Source organism: Bradyrhizobium sp. MI1.11 (assembly GCF_055811255.1).
On the sequence record NZ_JBVVPM010000037.1, the window covers coordinates 21,105 to 36,771 of the forward strand.

At 63.0% G+C, this 15,667-nt stretch carries 11 protein-coding genes; 9 read left to right on the forward strand and 2 right to left on the reverse strand.

From position 1 onward, the window contains the following. Window positions 1–195 precede the first annotated feature (195 nt). The 3 genes from AC0L30_RS29345 to AC0L30_RS29355 all read left to right on the forward strand — a co-directional run bounded on the left by AC0L30_RS29345 (window position 196) and on the right by AC0L30_RS29355 (window position 4,708). Window positions 196–2,490, forward strand: coding sequence for a TonB-dependent siderophore receptor (locus AC0L30_RS29345; protein ID WP_473366231.1), 2,295 nt, complete (start codon window positions 196–198; stop codon window positions 2,488–2,490). Between the two features lie 19 nt (window positions 2,491–2,509). Further along, window positions 2,510–3,799: a siderophore utilization protein FsrB gene (gene fsrB / locus AC0L30_RS29350; protein WP_473253596.1), complete on the forward strand. Its 1,290-nt coding sequence runs from the start codon at window positions 2,510–2,512 to the stop codon at window positions 3,797–3,799. Between the two features lie 81 nt (window positions 3,800–3,880). After that, window positions 3,881–4,708, forward strand: a complete 828-nt coding sequence (locus AC0L30_RS29355; RefSeq protein ID WP_219684295.1) for a hypothetical protein — start codon at window positions 3,881–3,883, stop codon at window positions 4,706–4,708. Window positions 4,709–4,847: 139 nt separating this feature from the next. Here the strand turns inward: AC0L30_RS29355 and AC0L30_RS29360 are convergent, their stop codons facing one another. After that, window positions 4,848–6,044 carry a M24 family metallopeptidase gene (locus AC0L30_RS29360; RefSeq protein WP_473405797.1) on the reverse strand — a complete coding sequence of 399 codons (1,197 nt, stop codon included), beginning with the start codon at window positions 6,042–6,044 and terminating at the stop codon, window positions 4,848–4,850. Window positions 6,045–6,501: 457 nt separating this feature from the next. Here AC0L30_RS29360 and AC0L30_RS29365 point away from each other — a divergent pair, with 457 nt between their 5' ends. From AC0L30_RS29365 to AC0L30_RS29385, 5 genes are all read left to right on the forward strand, one after another. Further along, entirely contained in the window at window positions 6,502–7,521 is a 1,020-nt protein-coding gene (locus AC0L30_RS29365) for a TRAP transporter substrate-binding protein (RefSeq protein ID WP_473405798.1), read from the forward strand. Window positions 7,522–7,536: 15 nt separating this feature from the next. Beyond that, complete coding sequence (locus AC0L30_RS29370; RefSeq protein ID WP_007591099.1) at window positions 7,537–9,426, forward strand: TRAP transporter large permease; 1,890 nt, start codon at window positions 7,537–7,539, stop codon at window positions 9,424–9,426. Window positions 9,427–9,449: 23 nt separating this feature from the next. Continuing rightward, a complete protein-coding gene (locus AC0L30_RS29375; RefSeq protein ID WP_007591098.1) occupies window positions 9,450–11,099 on the forward strand; it encodes an acyl-CoA synthetase in 1,650 nt (549 codons plus the stop codon). A gap of 165 nt (window positions 11,100–11,264) precedes the next feature. Further along, window positions 11,265–11,957 (forward strand): TetR/AcrR family transcriptional regulator, encoded by a 693-nt coding sequence (locus AC0L30_RS29380; RefSeq protein ID WP_007591097.1) that lies wholly within the window; start codon window positions 11,265–11,267, stop codon window positions 11,955–11,957. A 316-nt stretch (window positions 11,958–12,273) separates the two neighbouring features. After that, window positions 12,274–13,755, forward strand: coding sequence for an NCS1 family nucleobase:cation symporter-1 (locus tag AC0L30_RS29385; RefSeq protein ID WP_473405799.1), 1,482 nt, complete (start codon window positions 12,274–12,276; stop codon window positions 13,753–13,755). 121 nt (window positions 13,756–13,876) lie between these two features. On the opposite strand, the gene AC0L30_RS29390 is transcribed toward AC0L30_RS29385, so the two are convergent. Beyond that, complete coding sequence (locus AC0L30_RS29390) at window positions 13,877–14,395, reverse strand: hypothetical protein (RefSeq protein WP_473405800.1); 519 nt, start codon at window positions 14,393–14,395, stop codon at window positions 13,877–13,879. Between the two features lie 187 nt (window positions 14,396–14,582). On the opposite strand from AC0L30_RS29390, the gene AC0L30_RS29395 reads away from it, so the two are divergent. Beyond that, window positions 14,583–15,488: an AraC family transcriptional regulator gene (locus AC0L30_RS29395; RefSeq protein ID WP_354128237.1), complete on the forward strand. Its 906-nt coding sequence runs from the start codon at window positions 14,583–14,585 to the stop codon at window positions 15,486–15,488. The last annotated feature ends 179 nt before the right edge of the window (window positions 15,489–15,667 follow it).

Here is a 15,667-nt window from a genome sequence, read left to right on the forward strand (position 1 = left end):
ATTTCGAACAAGCAGGTTCTTGTCGGTCTGGAAGCATTCCAGACTTCGAGACACGACTGAGCGCATTCGTCGCACGTGTTGAGCCCGCGTCTGGAGAAATTCTAACGCAGTTCCTATCGCACTCCGAAATCGCCTGCGTTAGGGCGAGGCATCAAAAACGGTACCGGCGAAGCCGGCAGTGCGTGGGGCCTCGACGTGACCGACTTCCAACTTGTTTCGCGTTCTGACACGCGTCGTCGACAGATACAGATTCTCTTCCTCGGAGCGGCCAGCACATTTGCTCTCGTCATTCCCTTCGGTGCCGTGGAGGCGCAGACGCAGATCCCCGCCGTCACCGTCGAAGCTCCGGCTCAGCGCGCCCGGCCTGCGGCGGTCGCTTCATCGCGAAGGTCAGGCGCGACACGCACCGCGCGCGCCGATCGTCGCTCTCCCGCGCAGCAAGCCGCGCCAACCCAATCGGCATCCTCGAACGGCGTCACGGGTGAACGCGCCAACGGTCCGGTGCGCGGTTTCGTTGCGACGCGCAGCGGCACCGCGACCAAGACGGATACGCCGCTGATCGAAACCCCGCAGTCCGTCTCCGTCGTCACGACCGACCAGGTCAGGAATCAGGGCGCGGTCTCGATCGGTGAGGCGCTGCGCTACACCGCCGGCGTCAGCGGCGACGTCAATGGCGGCTCCGACACTCGCTTCGGCGCCCTCCAGATTCGCGGCTTCGACACCACCATGTCCGGCCTCTACGTCGACGGCTTGCGGATTCCCTCCAGCAATTACGTGCACTTCAACGGTCTCGATCCCTACGGCGCAGAGCGTCTCGAAGTCCTCAAGGGCCCGTCCTCGGCGATGTATGGCGGCAGCGGCACCGGCGGCATCCTCAACTACGTGACCAAGCTGCCGACGGCGCAGCAGTTCGGCGAAGTCTCGATCTCCGGCGGCAGCTTCAACCGCTACCAGGGCCAGTTCGACGTGGGCGGTCCCGCCAACAAGGACGGCACCGTGCTGTGGCGCCTGACCGGCGTGGTGCGCGACGGCGAGACCCAGGTCGACTTCACCAAGGACAACCGCGTCTTCATCGCGCCGGCCGTCACGTTCAAGCCGAACGAGGACACCACTATCACGATCCTCGCCAACTACCAGCGCGACCGGGCAGGGTGGGGCCTTCAGTTTTTGCCGGCCTCGGGCACGGTTTGGCCGAACAACGGCCGCACCATCCCGGTCTCGTTCTTCGCGGGCGTGCCGAGCTTCAACGCGTTCAACACCGAAATCGCGACCGCCGGCTACCAGCTCTCGCACAATTTCACCGACAACATCACGTTCCGGCAGAATTTGCGCTATGCCTATCAGCACAACGAGGAGAAGGTGTTTTTCGGCGGAGCCTATACCGACGAGGCCGCGGGACAGCTCGCGCGTTTCGGCAGCTACAGCAACTCCTACATCAACTCCTTCGCGGTGGACAATCAGCTCCAGGGCAAGTTCACCACCGGCTTCCTCAGCCACACCACGCTGGTCGGAATCGACTACCGCAACACCAGCTTCCGCGACACCGCCTTTGGCGTCACGACATCCGCGCCCGAGATCAACGTCTTCAATCCGGTCTACAGCTACGACTGGACCATGGGCGCCATGAGCGACGATACCGGCGTCAAGCAGTCGCAAGTCGGCCTCTACGCCCAGGACCAGATCAAGCTCGGCCGGCTCTCGTTCCAGCTCAGTGGCCGCCAGGATTTCGTCACGACCCAGGTGGACAGCGGCGTCTTCAACACGTCAGTCGCGAAGGATGCATCGGCCTTCACCGGCCGCGCCGCATTGATGTACAATTTCGACAACGGCATCGCGCCTTATTTCAGCTATTCGGAATCGTTCCTGCCGGTGCTCGCCACCGGCCCGAGCGGACAGCTGCTCAATCCCGAGACCGGCGTGCAGTACGAGGTGGGCGTCAAGTATCAGCCGATCGGCTGGAACGCGCTGTTCACCTTCGCCGCCTTCGACCTGACGCGCGACAACGTCGTTACCTTTGCGCCTCCGCTCAACATTGCCGAACAGACCGGGCAAGTAAAATCGCGCGGCCTTGAGCTCGAAGGCACGATGTCGCTCGCCGACGGCTGGAACTTGCGCGCGGCCTATGCCTATGTCGATGCAATGGTCACGCAGGATCCGGTCAATGTCGGCAAGGCGCCGGTCACCGTGCCGCTCAACCGCGCCTCGCTGTGGAACGACTACACGCTTCAGACCGGGCCGCTCGCGGGCCTGCAGTTCGGCGGCGGCGTCCGCTATGTCGGCGCGACCTGGGGCGATGACGCCAACACGTTCAAGGTCGGATCCTCGACCGTGCTGGACGCGCTGCTCGCCTACACAAGGGACAATTGGCGGCTATCGCTGAACGTCACCAACCTCGCCGACACCCGCTATGTCGCCGCCTGCTACAGCCTGTCGGGCTGCTTCTACGCGGAGGGTCGCAAGGCCATCGGCAAGCTGACCTACCGCTGGTGAGTTGGAACGAGGGCGAACGATGAGAGCGATATTCGGCAGGCTGCATCGCTGGGCGGGACTGCTCACGGCCGGGTTCCTGTTCTTCTCCGGCATCACCGGGGCGATCATCTCCTGGGACCATGAGATCGACGAGGTCCTGAACAGCCATCTGTTCGACGTCAGCAGCAAGGGCCCGGCGATTCCCTCGATTGATCTCGCCAAGATGATCGAGCAGCGCGATCCCCGTGCGCGCGTGGTCTACCTGTTCATGACGCCGGAGGAGGGCCGCTCGCTGTGGTTCTTTGTCATGCCGCGGATCGATCCCGCGACCGGCAAGCGCTACGCGCTCGACTACAATCAGATCTTCCTCGATCCCAACACCGGCGTCGAGCTCGGCCGCCGCTACTGGGGCGCAGTGTGGCCGGTGACGCGCGAAAACTTCGTCTCGTTCCTCTACAAGCTGCACTACACCATGCACATCCCGGAATTCTGGGGCAGCGACCGCTGGGGTATGCGCCTGCTCGGGATCATCGCGATCATCTGGACCATCGACTGCTTCGTCGGCTTCTACCTGACGCTGCCCTCGCGGCGGCGCGCCAGGGCGGCGCGGGCGCCTCAGGTCACGCGCCAGCTCGAACGCGGCTTCTGGGCGCGCTGGGCGCCGGCATGGACCATCAAGCCGTCAGGCAGCGCCTACCGGATCAATTTCGACATCCACCGCGCTTTCAGCCTGTGGACCTGGGGCGTGCTGTTCATCATCGCCTTCACGGCGTTCTCGCTGAACCTCTATTTCGAGGTGTTCTCGCCGCTGATGAAGATGGTGTCGAACTACACGCCGACGCCCTATGAGCAGCGGCCGTATCGCGATCTCGACGATCCCATCGAGCCCAAGGTGACTTTCGCCGAGATCGCGGCGCGCGCTGCGGCCGACGGCAATGGGCGAGGGTGGACCGTCCCGGTCGGCTCTATCAATTACGGGCCGGCTCATGGCGTCTATGCCGCCGCCTTTTTCCATCCCGGCGACGATCACGGCGCCGGCGGGGTCGGCCCGGCGCAGCTCTATTACGACAGCGAGGACGGCCGTCCGATCGGCGAACGGCTGCCCTGGGTCGGCACCGCCGCCGACATCTTCGTGCAGGCGCAATTCCCGCTGCATTCGGGCCGCATCGTCGGGCTGTTCGGCCGCATCCTGATCTCGATCATGGGGCTGGTGGTGGCGGCACTCTCGGTCACCGGAATCGTGATCTGGTGGCGCAAGCGCCGCGCGCGTGTGCGCGTGCGGGAAACGGCTGCGATGCGGCTGAACCGGCAGCTCACACCGGCGGAGTAGGGCACCCGGCTTGCCGGATGAACCTTCCCGTCCGGCATCGGCACAAAGACAGGAGATCACCCCCAGCCTTTCGGACTTCGAATGAGATCGCTTGCCTTGCTCTGCCTGCTCGTCCTGGCGACGCCCGCTCATGCGGCGACGCCCGAGCAGCACTATCTCGACCTGCGCGATCGCTACATGGCGAAATTCTCGAAGGCTGCGGAAAACGACGAGACCACCAAGCAGCATGACGCGGCGCTCAAGGAGTTGACGGGCGTCCTGCGCGGCCTGGTGGGCCCAGTCGCGATCAAGGGACTGCCGGCCGACGGCAGGACGAACGCGGACACGCTCTTCAAGGGGGACTCCGGCTTCGGCCATCTCGACGGCCTCGGCTTCGCGTCCGAAGGCGACAAGATGCAGGCCGTCGTGACCACCACCGCGCTGCTCAAGCACTGGCTTCGCGAGCACCGCGAGGACGGCATGCCGCAGGAGATTGGCGCCGCGTTCAAGTCGGACCGCTTCTACTATCAGGCGATCCAGGACTCCGCCTTCGCCAAATATGCCGAGCTGCCGATCACGAAGCCCGCGGGCGCAAGCGCGGCGGTTGCTGTACTGGGCGTGCGCGGCAATGGCGATCTGAAGGGACCGCCGCATGAAATCGACGTCGTCGCGATCCAGGGCGACAAGGTCTTCTTTCTCGCCGTCAGCGACGCCGTGAAGACGGCCGAGATGCCGGCCTGCGAGAAAGTCTGGAAGCAGATGATGGCGAGGCCCATCGACAAGAAGGACCCGCGCGGCGACATCACCCGCGAAGACAATGCGATGACCGCGTACACGGCGTGCTTCGCCAAGGAAGCACCGAGCCAGGGCTGGTACGCGACGGCCGTGAAGAAGGCGCAGAGCCAGTTGGAGCTGCTGATGGCGCGGTAGCTGCGCAGCTTCAGGACACTCCGCACCTCATCCTGAGGAGCCCGCAACGCGGGCGTCTCGAAGGATGGCCACTGGCGAGAGCTGGGCCATTCATGGTTCGAGACGCGCGTTCCGCGCTCCTCACCATGAGGGTCTCAGATCAACGTGTGCTTCCACCCAAATTCCAGCCGCGGCCACCCTCGCCAAAAATCTCATATCCCGTCGCCGTCACTGCGACCGTGTCCTCGAGCTTGATGAACCCACGCTTCGGATGCTTCATCGTGGTCTCGATCGACACCACCATGCCTGTTTCGAGCGGCAGCCGGGCGTCGGTGTCGTCGTAGGGAACCGGACCCTTGGCGGTCAGGCGAGGGGCCTCGTGGCTAACGAGGCCCATGCCGTGGGCCAGAAACTCCGTGCAGTCGCGCTGGGTGATTTTCGCCAGCTGCCGCTCGGCCGCGACGTAGATGTCGCCGCCCATGGCGCCGGGCCGCACCGCGGCGAAGGCCGCGCGCTGGACCGCTTCGATCTCGGCCAGACAGTCCTTCAGCTCGGTATCGGGATCACCGAGCACGGCCATGCGCGCGAGGTCGCCGATATAGCCGTGATAATTACCGCCGGAATCGAGCGACAGCACGTCACCTTGCTCCCAGCGCTGCGCCGACGGCGCCCGGTTGTGGCTGTTGCCGCAGGCGAGCAGGCAGTATTCGAAGGTCAGCCCTCGATTGGCTTCGGCGATCCGCAGGGCGTCCGACAATTGCTGCTTGGTCGTGCCCGGCCCGTGCCCGGCGATCACCGCCAGCATCGAGGCGGTCACCGGTTCGGACGCCGTCTTGAGTTTTGCCAGCTCCTCCGCCGACTTGACCGCACGCAGCCGCTCCAGCACCAGCAGCGCGTCCTTGAGCTCGGCACCGGGCAGGGCGTCACTGAGCGCCCGGCCTGCATCCATCGGCAGGAACGCCATCTCGACCCCGACTCGCTTCAGGGGCACGCCGGCGCCGCGGATCAGGCTGACGGCCCGCGTGATCGCATCGACCGAGCCGTTGGACTCGGTCCGGACCTGCGCCACCCAGGGCGGCGCAACAGCGCGCTGATGGGTCTCCAGCCGGTGCCCGATATAGACCGCTTTCTCCGGCGCACCCTTGGGATAGACCAGGACCGGCAGATAGCGGCTGACGCCCAGCGCATCCATGTAGTCGAAGAAGATCGCGCGGTCGGCACCCAGCAGGTACTGCACATTGTGCTTGGAGGTCGCGACCAGAACGTCGAGGCCGGCGGCCTCCATCAGGCGGTCGAGCTTGGCGGCATCGAATGGAATGGCGCGCGAGCGGTCTGCGCGGGCGACGTTCTCCTGCATGACGAACCTCCCATGGTGGCGTGGGCATCAACCGCTGCCGCGGTTTGCCCGGGGCTTGTTTGGCACCAAGTGTGAGCCGAGAGCGGGGTTCTGGGTAGCTGCGGAATGATCTGGCCTGATCTGCACAGCCATATCTACGATTCGCATAAGGTATATTATGGAATATATTTATATACAATCGGGTCAATTACTTAGCTGGAATTCCTCTCACTAAACCTTCGTTCCTCGTTCTTTTCCGGACCGGCCGTGGCACGTCGCCCCAGCTTTTGACGGCTACTGTGCATGGGGTTGTTTTCGCGTTTTTGAATCCGGCCCATGCCTCCGAAAGCCGATATTGCCGTGAGGATGTCCGGCTGCAATAAGCGAGGCTTCGCGAGATCGCAGATGACCTTCTGACCGTCCGTCCGTATAGGTTTGCATCTCAGAACAACAACAAACTTTCCGAGGAAGCAGACCCATGAGCTTTTCCCGCCGCACGCTTCTCAAGGCCTCCGCCGCGACCGCGGTCCTGGGCGGCCTCAGTGCGCCCCATGTGGCCCGCGCCCAGAGCGCCGAGTTCACCTACAAATACGCCAACAACCTGCCGGACACCCATCCGCTGAACGTGCGCGCCATGGAGATGGCGGCGGCGATCAAGGCCGAGACCAGTGGCAAGTTCGACCTCCAGATCTTCCCGAACAACCAGCTCGGGTCCGACACCGACATGCTGAGCCAGATCCGGTCCGGCGGCGTCGAGTTCTTCACGCTGTCGGGGCTGATCTTGTCGACCCTGGTGCCGGCGGCGTCCATCAACGGCATCGGCTTCGCGTTCCCGGACTACGGCACGGTCTGGAAGGCCATGGACGGCGATCTCGGCGCCTTTGTCCGCGGCGAGATCAAGAAGGCCGGGCTCGAGGTCATGGACAAGATCTGGGACAACGGCTTCCGCCAGACCACGTCGTCGAGCAAGCCGATCACCGGTCCGGACGATCTCAAGGGCTTCAAGATCCGCGTGCCGGTGTCGCCGTTGTGGACCTCGATGTTCAAGGCGTTCGATGCGGCGCCCGCCTCGATCAATTTCGCCGAGGTCTATTCCGCGCTGCAGACCAGGATCGTCGAGGGCCAGGAGAACCCGCTGGCGATCATCTCGACCGCCAAGCTCTACGAAGTCCAGAAATACTGCTCGCTCACCAACCACATGTGGGACGGCTTCTGGTTCCTGGCCAATCGCAAGGCCTGGAGCGCGCTGCCGGAGGATATTCGCACGGTCGTCGCCAAGAACATCAATGCGGCCGCAGTCAAGGAGCGTGGGGACACCGCCAAGCTCAATGCCAATCTGCAGCAGGAGCTCGCGGGCAAGGGCCTGACCTTCAACCTGCCCGCCGTTGCGCCGTTCCGCGACAAGCTGCGGTCCGCCGGCTTCTATGCCGAGTGGAAAGGCAAATATGGCGATCAGGCCTGGGACCTGCTGGAAAAGGCCGTCGGCAAGCTGTCGTAACGCGTTGGAGCCGTCATGGCTCATGTTGAGGTCGAAGGGAGCGGAGTGGCGGGCGAGGCGACTGTTCGGTCCCCTCGCCGACCTTCGTTGCTGGCCTCGACGGAGCGCGCACTCGGCCTCCTCGTCGAAATCCCTGCGGCCATTTTGGTGGTCGCCGAGATCGCGATCCTGTTTGCCGGCGTGGTCGCGCGCTACGGCCTGCACCGGCCGCTGATCTGGTCGGACGAGCTCGCCTCGATCCTGTTCCTGTGGCTCGCCATGCTGGGCGCGGCGGTCGCGTTCCGCCGCTCCGAGCACATGCGCATGACTGCGGTCGTCGGCAGCGCCAAGCCGGCCACGCGGGCCTGGCTCGATCTGGTCGCGACCTGCGCGGCGCTGGCCTTCCTGGCGCTGATCGTCTGGCCGTCCTGGGACTACGCCTACGAGGAAAGCTTCATCACCACGCCGGCGCTGCAGATCTCCAATATGTGGCGCGCCGCGGCGCTGCCGGCCGGCATCTGCCTGATGGCGGTGTTCGCGCTGTTGCGGCTGCTGCGCGCAGCCGACTACCGCATGGTGCTGACGGCCGTGGTGTCCGTTGCCATCGTCGTCGGCTTGTTCTGGCTGGCGCAGCCTTATCTGCGACCGCTCGGCAACCTCAACCTCGTCATCTTCTTCGTCGGCGTCGCCGGCTTCTGCGTCTTTGCCGGCGTTCCCATCGCGTTCGGCTTCGGCCTCGCCATCTTCGGCTATCTGGCACTGACCACGCGCACGCCGGTCATGGTGCTGGTCGGGCGGATGGACGAGGGCATGAGCCACCTCATTTTGCTCTCGGTGCCGCTGTTCGTATTCCTGGGGCTCCTGATTGAAATGACCGGCATGGCACGGGCCATGGTGGCGTTCCTAGCGAGCCTGCTCGGCCATGTCCGCGGCGGACTGCATTACGTCCTGGTCGGCGCGATGTACCTGGTCTCCGGCATCTCCGGCGCCAAGGCGGCCGACATGGCCGCGGTCGCGCCCGTGCTGTTCCCGGAGATGAAACAGCGCGGCGCCAAGCCCGGCGATCTCGTCGCGCTTCTGGCGGCGACCGGCGCGCAGACCGAGACCATTCCGCCGAGCCTCGTGCTGATCACGATCGGTTCGGTCACCGGCGTCTCGATCGCCGCTTTGTTCACCGGCGGCCTCTTGCCCGGCGTGGTGCTCGCGATCACGCTGTGCATGCTGGTGTGGTGGCGCTACCGCCACGAGGACATGAGCCATGTCCGCCGCGCCACAGGCGGCGAGATCGGCAAGACCTTCGTCATCGCCCTGCCCGCGCTCGCGCTGCCCTTCGTGATCCGCTACGCCGTGGTCGAAGGCATCGCGACCGCCACCGAAGTCTCCACCATCGGCATCGTCTATGGCGCCCTGGTCGGCCTGCTCGTCTACCGCCGCTTCGACTGGCGGCGGCTGTTTCCCATGCTGGTCGAAACCGCTGCGCTGTCGGGCGCGATCCTGCTGATCATCGGCACGGCCACCGGCATGGCCTGGGGCCTGACGCAATCAGGCTTCTCGCGCTCGCTGGCGTCCGCCATGACCGGATTGCCGGGCGGCGCGGCGACCTTCATCGCCGTCTCGATCCTGGCCTTCACCATCCTCGGCAGTGTGCTGGAGGGCATCCCCGCGATCGTGCTGTTTGGGCCGCTGTTGTTTCCGATTGCGCGTGCGGTCGGCGTGCACGAGGTGCATTATGCCATGGTGATCATTCTCGCCATGGGTATAGGGCTATTCGCCCCGCCCTTCGGGGTTGGCTATTATGCCGCCTGCGCCATTGGACGCGTCGATCCGGCCGAAGGCATCAGGCCGATCTGGGGCTATCTGCTGGCGCTACTGGTAGGATTGATCGTCGTCGCCGTCTTTCCGTGGATCTCGATCGGATTCCTGTAGGCCGGCGTGTGAGGGAGGTGTCGATGAGCGAACGGCAGAACCAGTACAATATCGGCCTGGACAAGACGCCCGCCAACTACGTGCCGCTGAGCCCGTTGAGCTTCCTCGCACGCAGCGCCGCGGTCTATCCCGATCATGTCAGCACGGTCTACGAGGGGCGCAGCTTCACCTGGCGCGAGACGCATGAGCGCTGCAAGCGCTTTGCTTCGTATCTTGCCGGCCAGGGCATCGGCGTCGGCGACACCGTCGCGGCGATGCTGCCGAACATTCCGGCGATGAACGAGGTGCATTTCGCCGTCCCCATGACGGGTGCCGTGCTCAACGGGCTGAACATCCGTCTCGATGCGCCTTCGATCGCATTTCAGCTCGACCATGGCGGCGCAAAGATCATTCTGGTCGACCCCGAGTTTTCCGGCGTCATCACCGATGCGCTGTCACAGATGAGTGGCCCAAAACCGTTCGTGATCGACGTCGACGATGCTGCCTTCAAGGGCGGCGGGCGCATCGGCGAGATCGAGTATGAGGCCGCGCTCGCGCAAGGCGATCCTGACTTCGCGGCGATCCTGCCGGGCGACGAATGGGACGCGATCGCACTGAGCTATACCTCGGGCACCACGGGCAATCCCAAGGGCGTCGTCACCCATCATCGCGGCGCCTATCTGAATGCCGTCAGCAATATTCTCGCAGGCCAACTCGGCCAGCATCCGGTCTATCTCTGGACGCTACCGATGTTCCACTGCAACGGCTGGTGCTTCCCCTGGACCATTGCGGCGGCTGCCGGCATCAATGTCTGCCTGCGCAAGGTCGAGCCGACGAAGATCTTCGAGCTGATCAAGCAGCACGGCGTCACCCACATGTGCGGCGCGCCGATCGTCTACAACACCCTGATCAACGCGCCCGATGCCCCGAAGGGCGGCGCCGCCCGCCACGTCGTCGGCCTGATCGCCGGTGCCGCGCCGCCGGTCGCGGTGCTCGAGGGCGCCGAGAGCATCGGCATCAAGCTGACGCACGTCTATGGCCTGACCGAGGTCTACGGCCCCGCCTCCGTCTGCGCCGAGCAGCCTGGCTGGGATGATCTGCCCGCAGCCGAGCGCGCCAGCCTGAAGCGACGGCAGGGCGTGCCCTACCCGCTCGAGGAAGCCGTCACCGTCATCGATCCCCAGACCATGAGGCAAGTGCCGCGCGACGGCGAGACCATCGGCGAGGTCATGTTCCGCGGCAACATCGTGATGAAGGGTTATCTCAAGAACGACAAGGCGACGAAGGAAGCCTTCGAAGGCGGCTGGTTTCACACCGGCGATCTTGGCGTGCTCGATGCGCATGGTTACGTCATCATCAAGGATCGCTCCAAGGACATCATCATCTCCGGCGGCGAGAACATTTCCTCCGTCGAGGTCGAGGACATCCTCTACAAGCATCCCGCCGTGCTGTTCGCCGCCGTGGTCGCAAAGCCCGATCCGAAATGGGGCGAAGTGCCTTGCGCCTTCGTCGAGCTGAAGGACGGCGCGAGCGCGAGCGAAGCCGACATCATCGCCTTCTGCCGCTCACATATGAGCGGCTTCAAGACGCCGAAGGCCGTGGTGTTCGGGCCCATCCCGAAAACGTCGACGGGAAAGATCCAGAAATTCCTGCTGCGCAACGAAGCGGGATCGGCGAAGGCAATCTCGGCCTGAGCCGATTCCATGAGTCTGGCAACGCATTGAGCGGCCCCTGCCGTCCTAATTGCTTGATAAAGCTGGACAGGCAAGGCAACGTCCAGCCGGAATCGCCGACATCAATCCGGCGACCGATCCCGCTCAGCCTTCGCCGGTGAAGGCGAAGCTCCCTATCGAGGCTTTATGGCAGCCATCCCCGCCGACAAGTTGAAGCTCTTTCGCATCCGCCGCGCGCCAAAAGGCGGTCGCAAGGCAGCGCCGGGCCCGGACATCGAGGGAAAAATCCTCGATGCGGCAGAGTTCGTCTTTGGGCATTTCGGCTTTCGCGGAGCGACGACGGCCCTGATCGCTAAAAAAGCATCGATCGCGAAACCCCACATTTACTATTATTTCGAAGACAAGGAGGATCTGTATCGCGCGGTGCTGGAACGTGCGATGAACATGTGGGCACGAGACATGGACAGTCTCGACATGACGTCCGATGTCGAGACCATCCTCGTGCGCTACATCAGCAGGAAGATCGATTTCTCGCGAGATCACCCGCATCTGTCGCGCATCTATGCCAACGAAATCATCAGCGGCGCTCAATTCATCGGCAGCTTCATTGAAAAAGTCTCGACCCCGTTGCTGCTCGACAAGGTCAAGACGCTCGACCAATGGACCGCCAGCGGGGCGATTCGGCCGATTAGCGCCGTCGATCTTTTCTTCTGCATCTGGGCGATGACCCAGGCCTATGCCGATTATTCCAGCCAGATGATCATCATGAAAGGTAAGCGACAGCTCGAAGAGGCCGACTACACCGCGGCCAAGGCGACGATCGTCCAGCTCGTTCTCGGCGGACTTGGTCTTTCGGGCCCTGCCGAGGCTGGCGCCTAGCCCTTTGTTCGGCCGTTCGTTTTTCGCCAGCGGCCCTATTTCCCCCTCTCCGCCATTACGCTCACGTGCGGGACATCCTAGCCAGAACCGCACTGGATTTCCGGTTGCAGCGAGGCGTTTTGCGCCGGTAGCCGGCGCCAGATCCGAAATTCGTGTTTGTAAAAATATTTTATCGATCGTAAAATGATTTTATCGATCGTTATAAAATGGCATGTCGCTTGCTTCGACCCGATCTTCCGCAAAGTGCGAGCACCCATAGCAGGGACTGCGGCTTCCAACGCCGTTGCCCTGCGCCAGCAAATCCGAGGTAGAGGACATGTCATCCAACAGCGGCGACGTTCCCACGCTGATCATCACCGGCGCCCATCCAAAGCTTTACAATCACGACCTTGCTCCAACCGCGCCTGAGGGCCGAACCTGGGGTGTCTTCAGCCTGTTTGCGATGTGGATGTCGGACGTCCATTCCGTGGGCGGCTACACATTCGCGGCGAGCCTGTTCTTTCTCGGCCTGACAGGCTGGCAGGTGCTGATCTCGATGCTGGTGGGTATCACGGCGGTCTACTTCCTGATGAACCTGATCGGACGGCCCTCGCTACGCTACGGCATTCCGTTCCCGGTCGTGGCCCGCATCTCGTTCGGGGTGATGGGCGCCAATCTCGCCGCCATGGTGCGGGGCGTCGTCGGCATTGTCTGGTACGGCGTGCAGACCTACTTCGCCTCGAAGGCGGTGCAAGTCCTGATCGTCACTCTGATGCCGTCGGCCGCCGATCTCACGCACAACAGCATCGCCGGCCTGTCGACGCTCGCATGGTTCAGCTTCCTTTTCATGTGGCTGTTCCAACTTCTCATCTTCCTCAGCGGGATGGAGCGCATCCGCCGCTTCATCGATTTCTGCGGACCCGTGGTCTACGTCGTCATGTTCGCGTTGGCGATCTGGATGTTATGGCAGGCCGGTTTCTCAAGCCTGTCTCTTCAACTCAGCCCGCCGGCCGCCACAACCGCGGCGACGATTGGCGTGATGGCGAATGCCGCGATGCTGATCGTGGCCTACTTCTCGGCGCTCCTGCTCAATTTCGGCGACTTCGCCCGGTTCGGCAAGGATGAGCGAGCCATGAAAACCGGCAATCTGCTCGGGCTTCCCGTCAATTTCCTGGTCTTCTCGATCATCACAGTGATCGTGACGGCCGGTACGCTGAAGGTGTTTGGCGAGGCGATCATGGATCCAGTGCTGATCGTGGAGAAGATCGGCAATCCGTTCGTCGTCGTTATCGGATCGATCACGTTCATCGTCGCGACGATGGGCATCAACATCGTCGCGAATTTCGTTTCGCCGGCTTACGACATCTCCAACCTGAATCCCCAGCGCATCAATTTCAGGCTGGGAGGCCTCATCACGTCGATCCTGTCGGTACTCGTCTGCCCCTGGCTGTTCGTGGCCAGCCCGTCGGCCATCACGCTGTTCGTCAGCATCTTCGGCTCTGCGCTCGGGCCCATGTTCGGCGTCATGATCGCCGACTACTATCTCGTGAAAAAGGAAATCGTCGTGCTGGAGGACCTCTATACAATGTCACCAGCCGGTGAATTCCATTACGACGGCGGCTGGAACTACAAGGCGCTGATTGCACTTGCGGTGTCCGGCATTCTGTCGATCGGACTCTCGCTGGCAGGCGCCTATGGACTGATCTTCAACGTCGGCGACTGGGGTTGGCTCATCGGGGCCACTGCCGGCGGACTGATCTACCGAGCCCTCTCGAAGGAGCAAAGGCCGGTTTCCGTCATTGTCGGGGCGGGCGAATGACGTTCGAAGTTGCGGATCCATCGCCATGTGGGCGGCGGCCCCGCAATACTCTTGGCATGCGCGTTCGGTCGAACGCGCATGCTAGCCAGATACGACGTCGCGATGATCGGTGGCGATATCGCTACCTGCTGCGAGCCCCTTCGCCGGTCTGGACTGGATGCAAGTCTGCAACCGCTTCCTCCAGGATGGTAGCAATCTCCAACAGCGAGATCACCAAGCGCGGCGTGCGCCTCAGCCTGTCGTCGATCGCGGCGGCGAACAGATCGTTCCGCTTCCGGCTACCGAGCAACCGCCATCGTCCAAAGGCGATCTTGTGGACGTTGCCGGAAACAAATCCGACCGAGGCCCATAGTTGCTCGGATTCCAGCAGGAGCTCGCCTGCCATCCGATCCATCACGGTGACGATCGCGAGCAGATCATCGGTCACGGTCGCCAGACCGACCGCGCGGCTACCCGGATTATCGTCATGTGAACTCCACTCGCTTGCGGTCTTCGATATTGGCCTGGCTTGCAATCCAGCGAGTTTGTCCACAAGCGCGGCGAACCGAGAACGGGCCGCGCGGACGACATCTTCCAGGAAAGACAGATTGGTCTGCGCCGACCCCGACATGGCGTGCGGTTTGATCGTTTTAAAATACATCAATGCTCCCGGAGGCAACCAACGTGAAAGTTGAAGTGTTGCCTAGATCTAAGGTCATCCGACCCGAGGTGCTTGAACGTCCTGAGCCACGATTGATCGAAACCGGCCTGCAAGGAAATCAGGCAAGGGCCTCAAAACCGAACGCAGAGTGGGTCGGTCGTGTTCGGCCGCGCAGTGGAGACACATCATGACCGATGATGGCCTCTACGGCGACCGGCTTGCGAAGCTATTTCCAATGATCAGCGAGCCGAGCTCGGGCCTCGTCAAGTCGCTACAAAAAGGAACGTTCGCCGCGGTGCGGATGGCATATTCCGGACCGGTCGGCGATCCGACGCTGCCATCGCCTCCGGACGAGGCCTTCGCACTTTGCCTTCGGCTGCAGCATCAGAGAGCGGAGTCGTGGCTGGATGGCCGATATGCGCTCAAGGGCGCCTTGAAAGACGAGACGAGCATCTACGATCTGCGATGTGAAACGGTCGTTCATTTCCGCGATCCCTTTGACTTTCTCTACCTGTATCTACCGCACGGCACGCTAAATGAACTGGCGAGCCAGCTTGATCTTGGTCGCGTCGAATATGACGTTGTCGCGGGCGCGAACTTCCTGGATCCAGTCATGGCTCATCTGGGTGCTTGCCTTCTGCCGGCGCTCGAAAGACCGCATGAGGCCAACGAGCTTTTCGTGGGCCACGTCGCGATGGCGCTCAACACGCATTTTCTCAAGACCTATGCCGTCGGCCAACCTCGCAATCGCTCTCACCGCAGCGGATTGGCGCCATGGCAACTTCGGACCGCGAAGGCACTCCTTCGCGCAAATCTCGATGGCGAGATCGCGTTGGCCCGAATTGCCGCTGAGTGTGGCGTGTCAGCCGCCCACTTCGCCCGAGCATTCAGAGTCAGCACGGGAACACCGCCGCATCGATGGTTGATGAATCAGCGTATCGAGCAAAGCAAGAGCCTGCTGGCAAGCTCGCCCCTATCGCTCACGGAAATCGCCATCAAATGCGGCTTCGCGGATCAGAGCCATTTTACCAGAGCGTTCTCAGCAGCAACGGGTGCCACGCCAGGACGCTGGCGACTGGTCCGCAAAGCTTAATCCCGGATGACCATGTCCAGGAACGCAGCGGCCCGCCGGTGCGAGGTTTTCGGCTCCGCTCCCCGGAGCGCTCCCACCAGCAAGGCCGTGCTGCGTTACGCCTGGTGATCTTGCCTGGTAGACAATTGCCGCTGATACGGGAGAGACCTTCCGCTCGCGTCGCGAAAGCGAACGGAAGA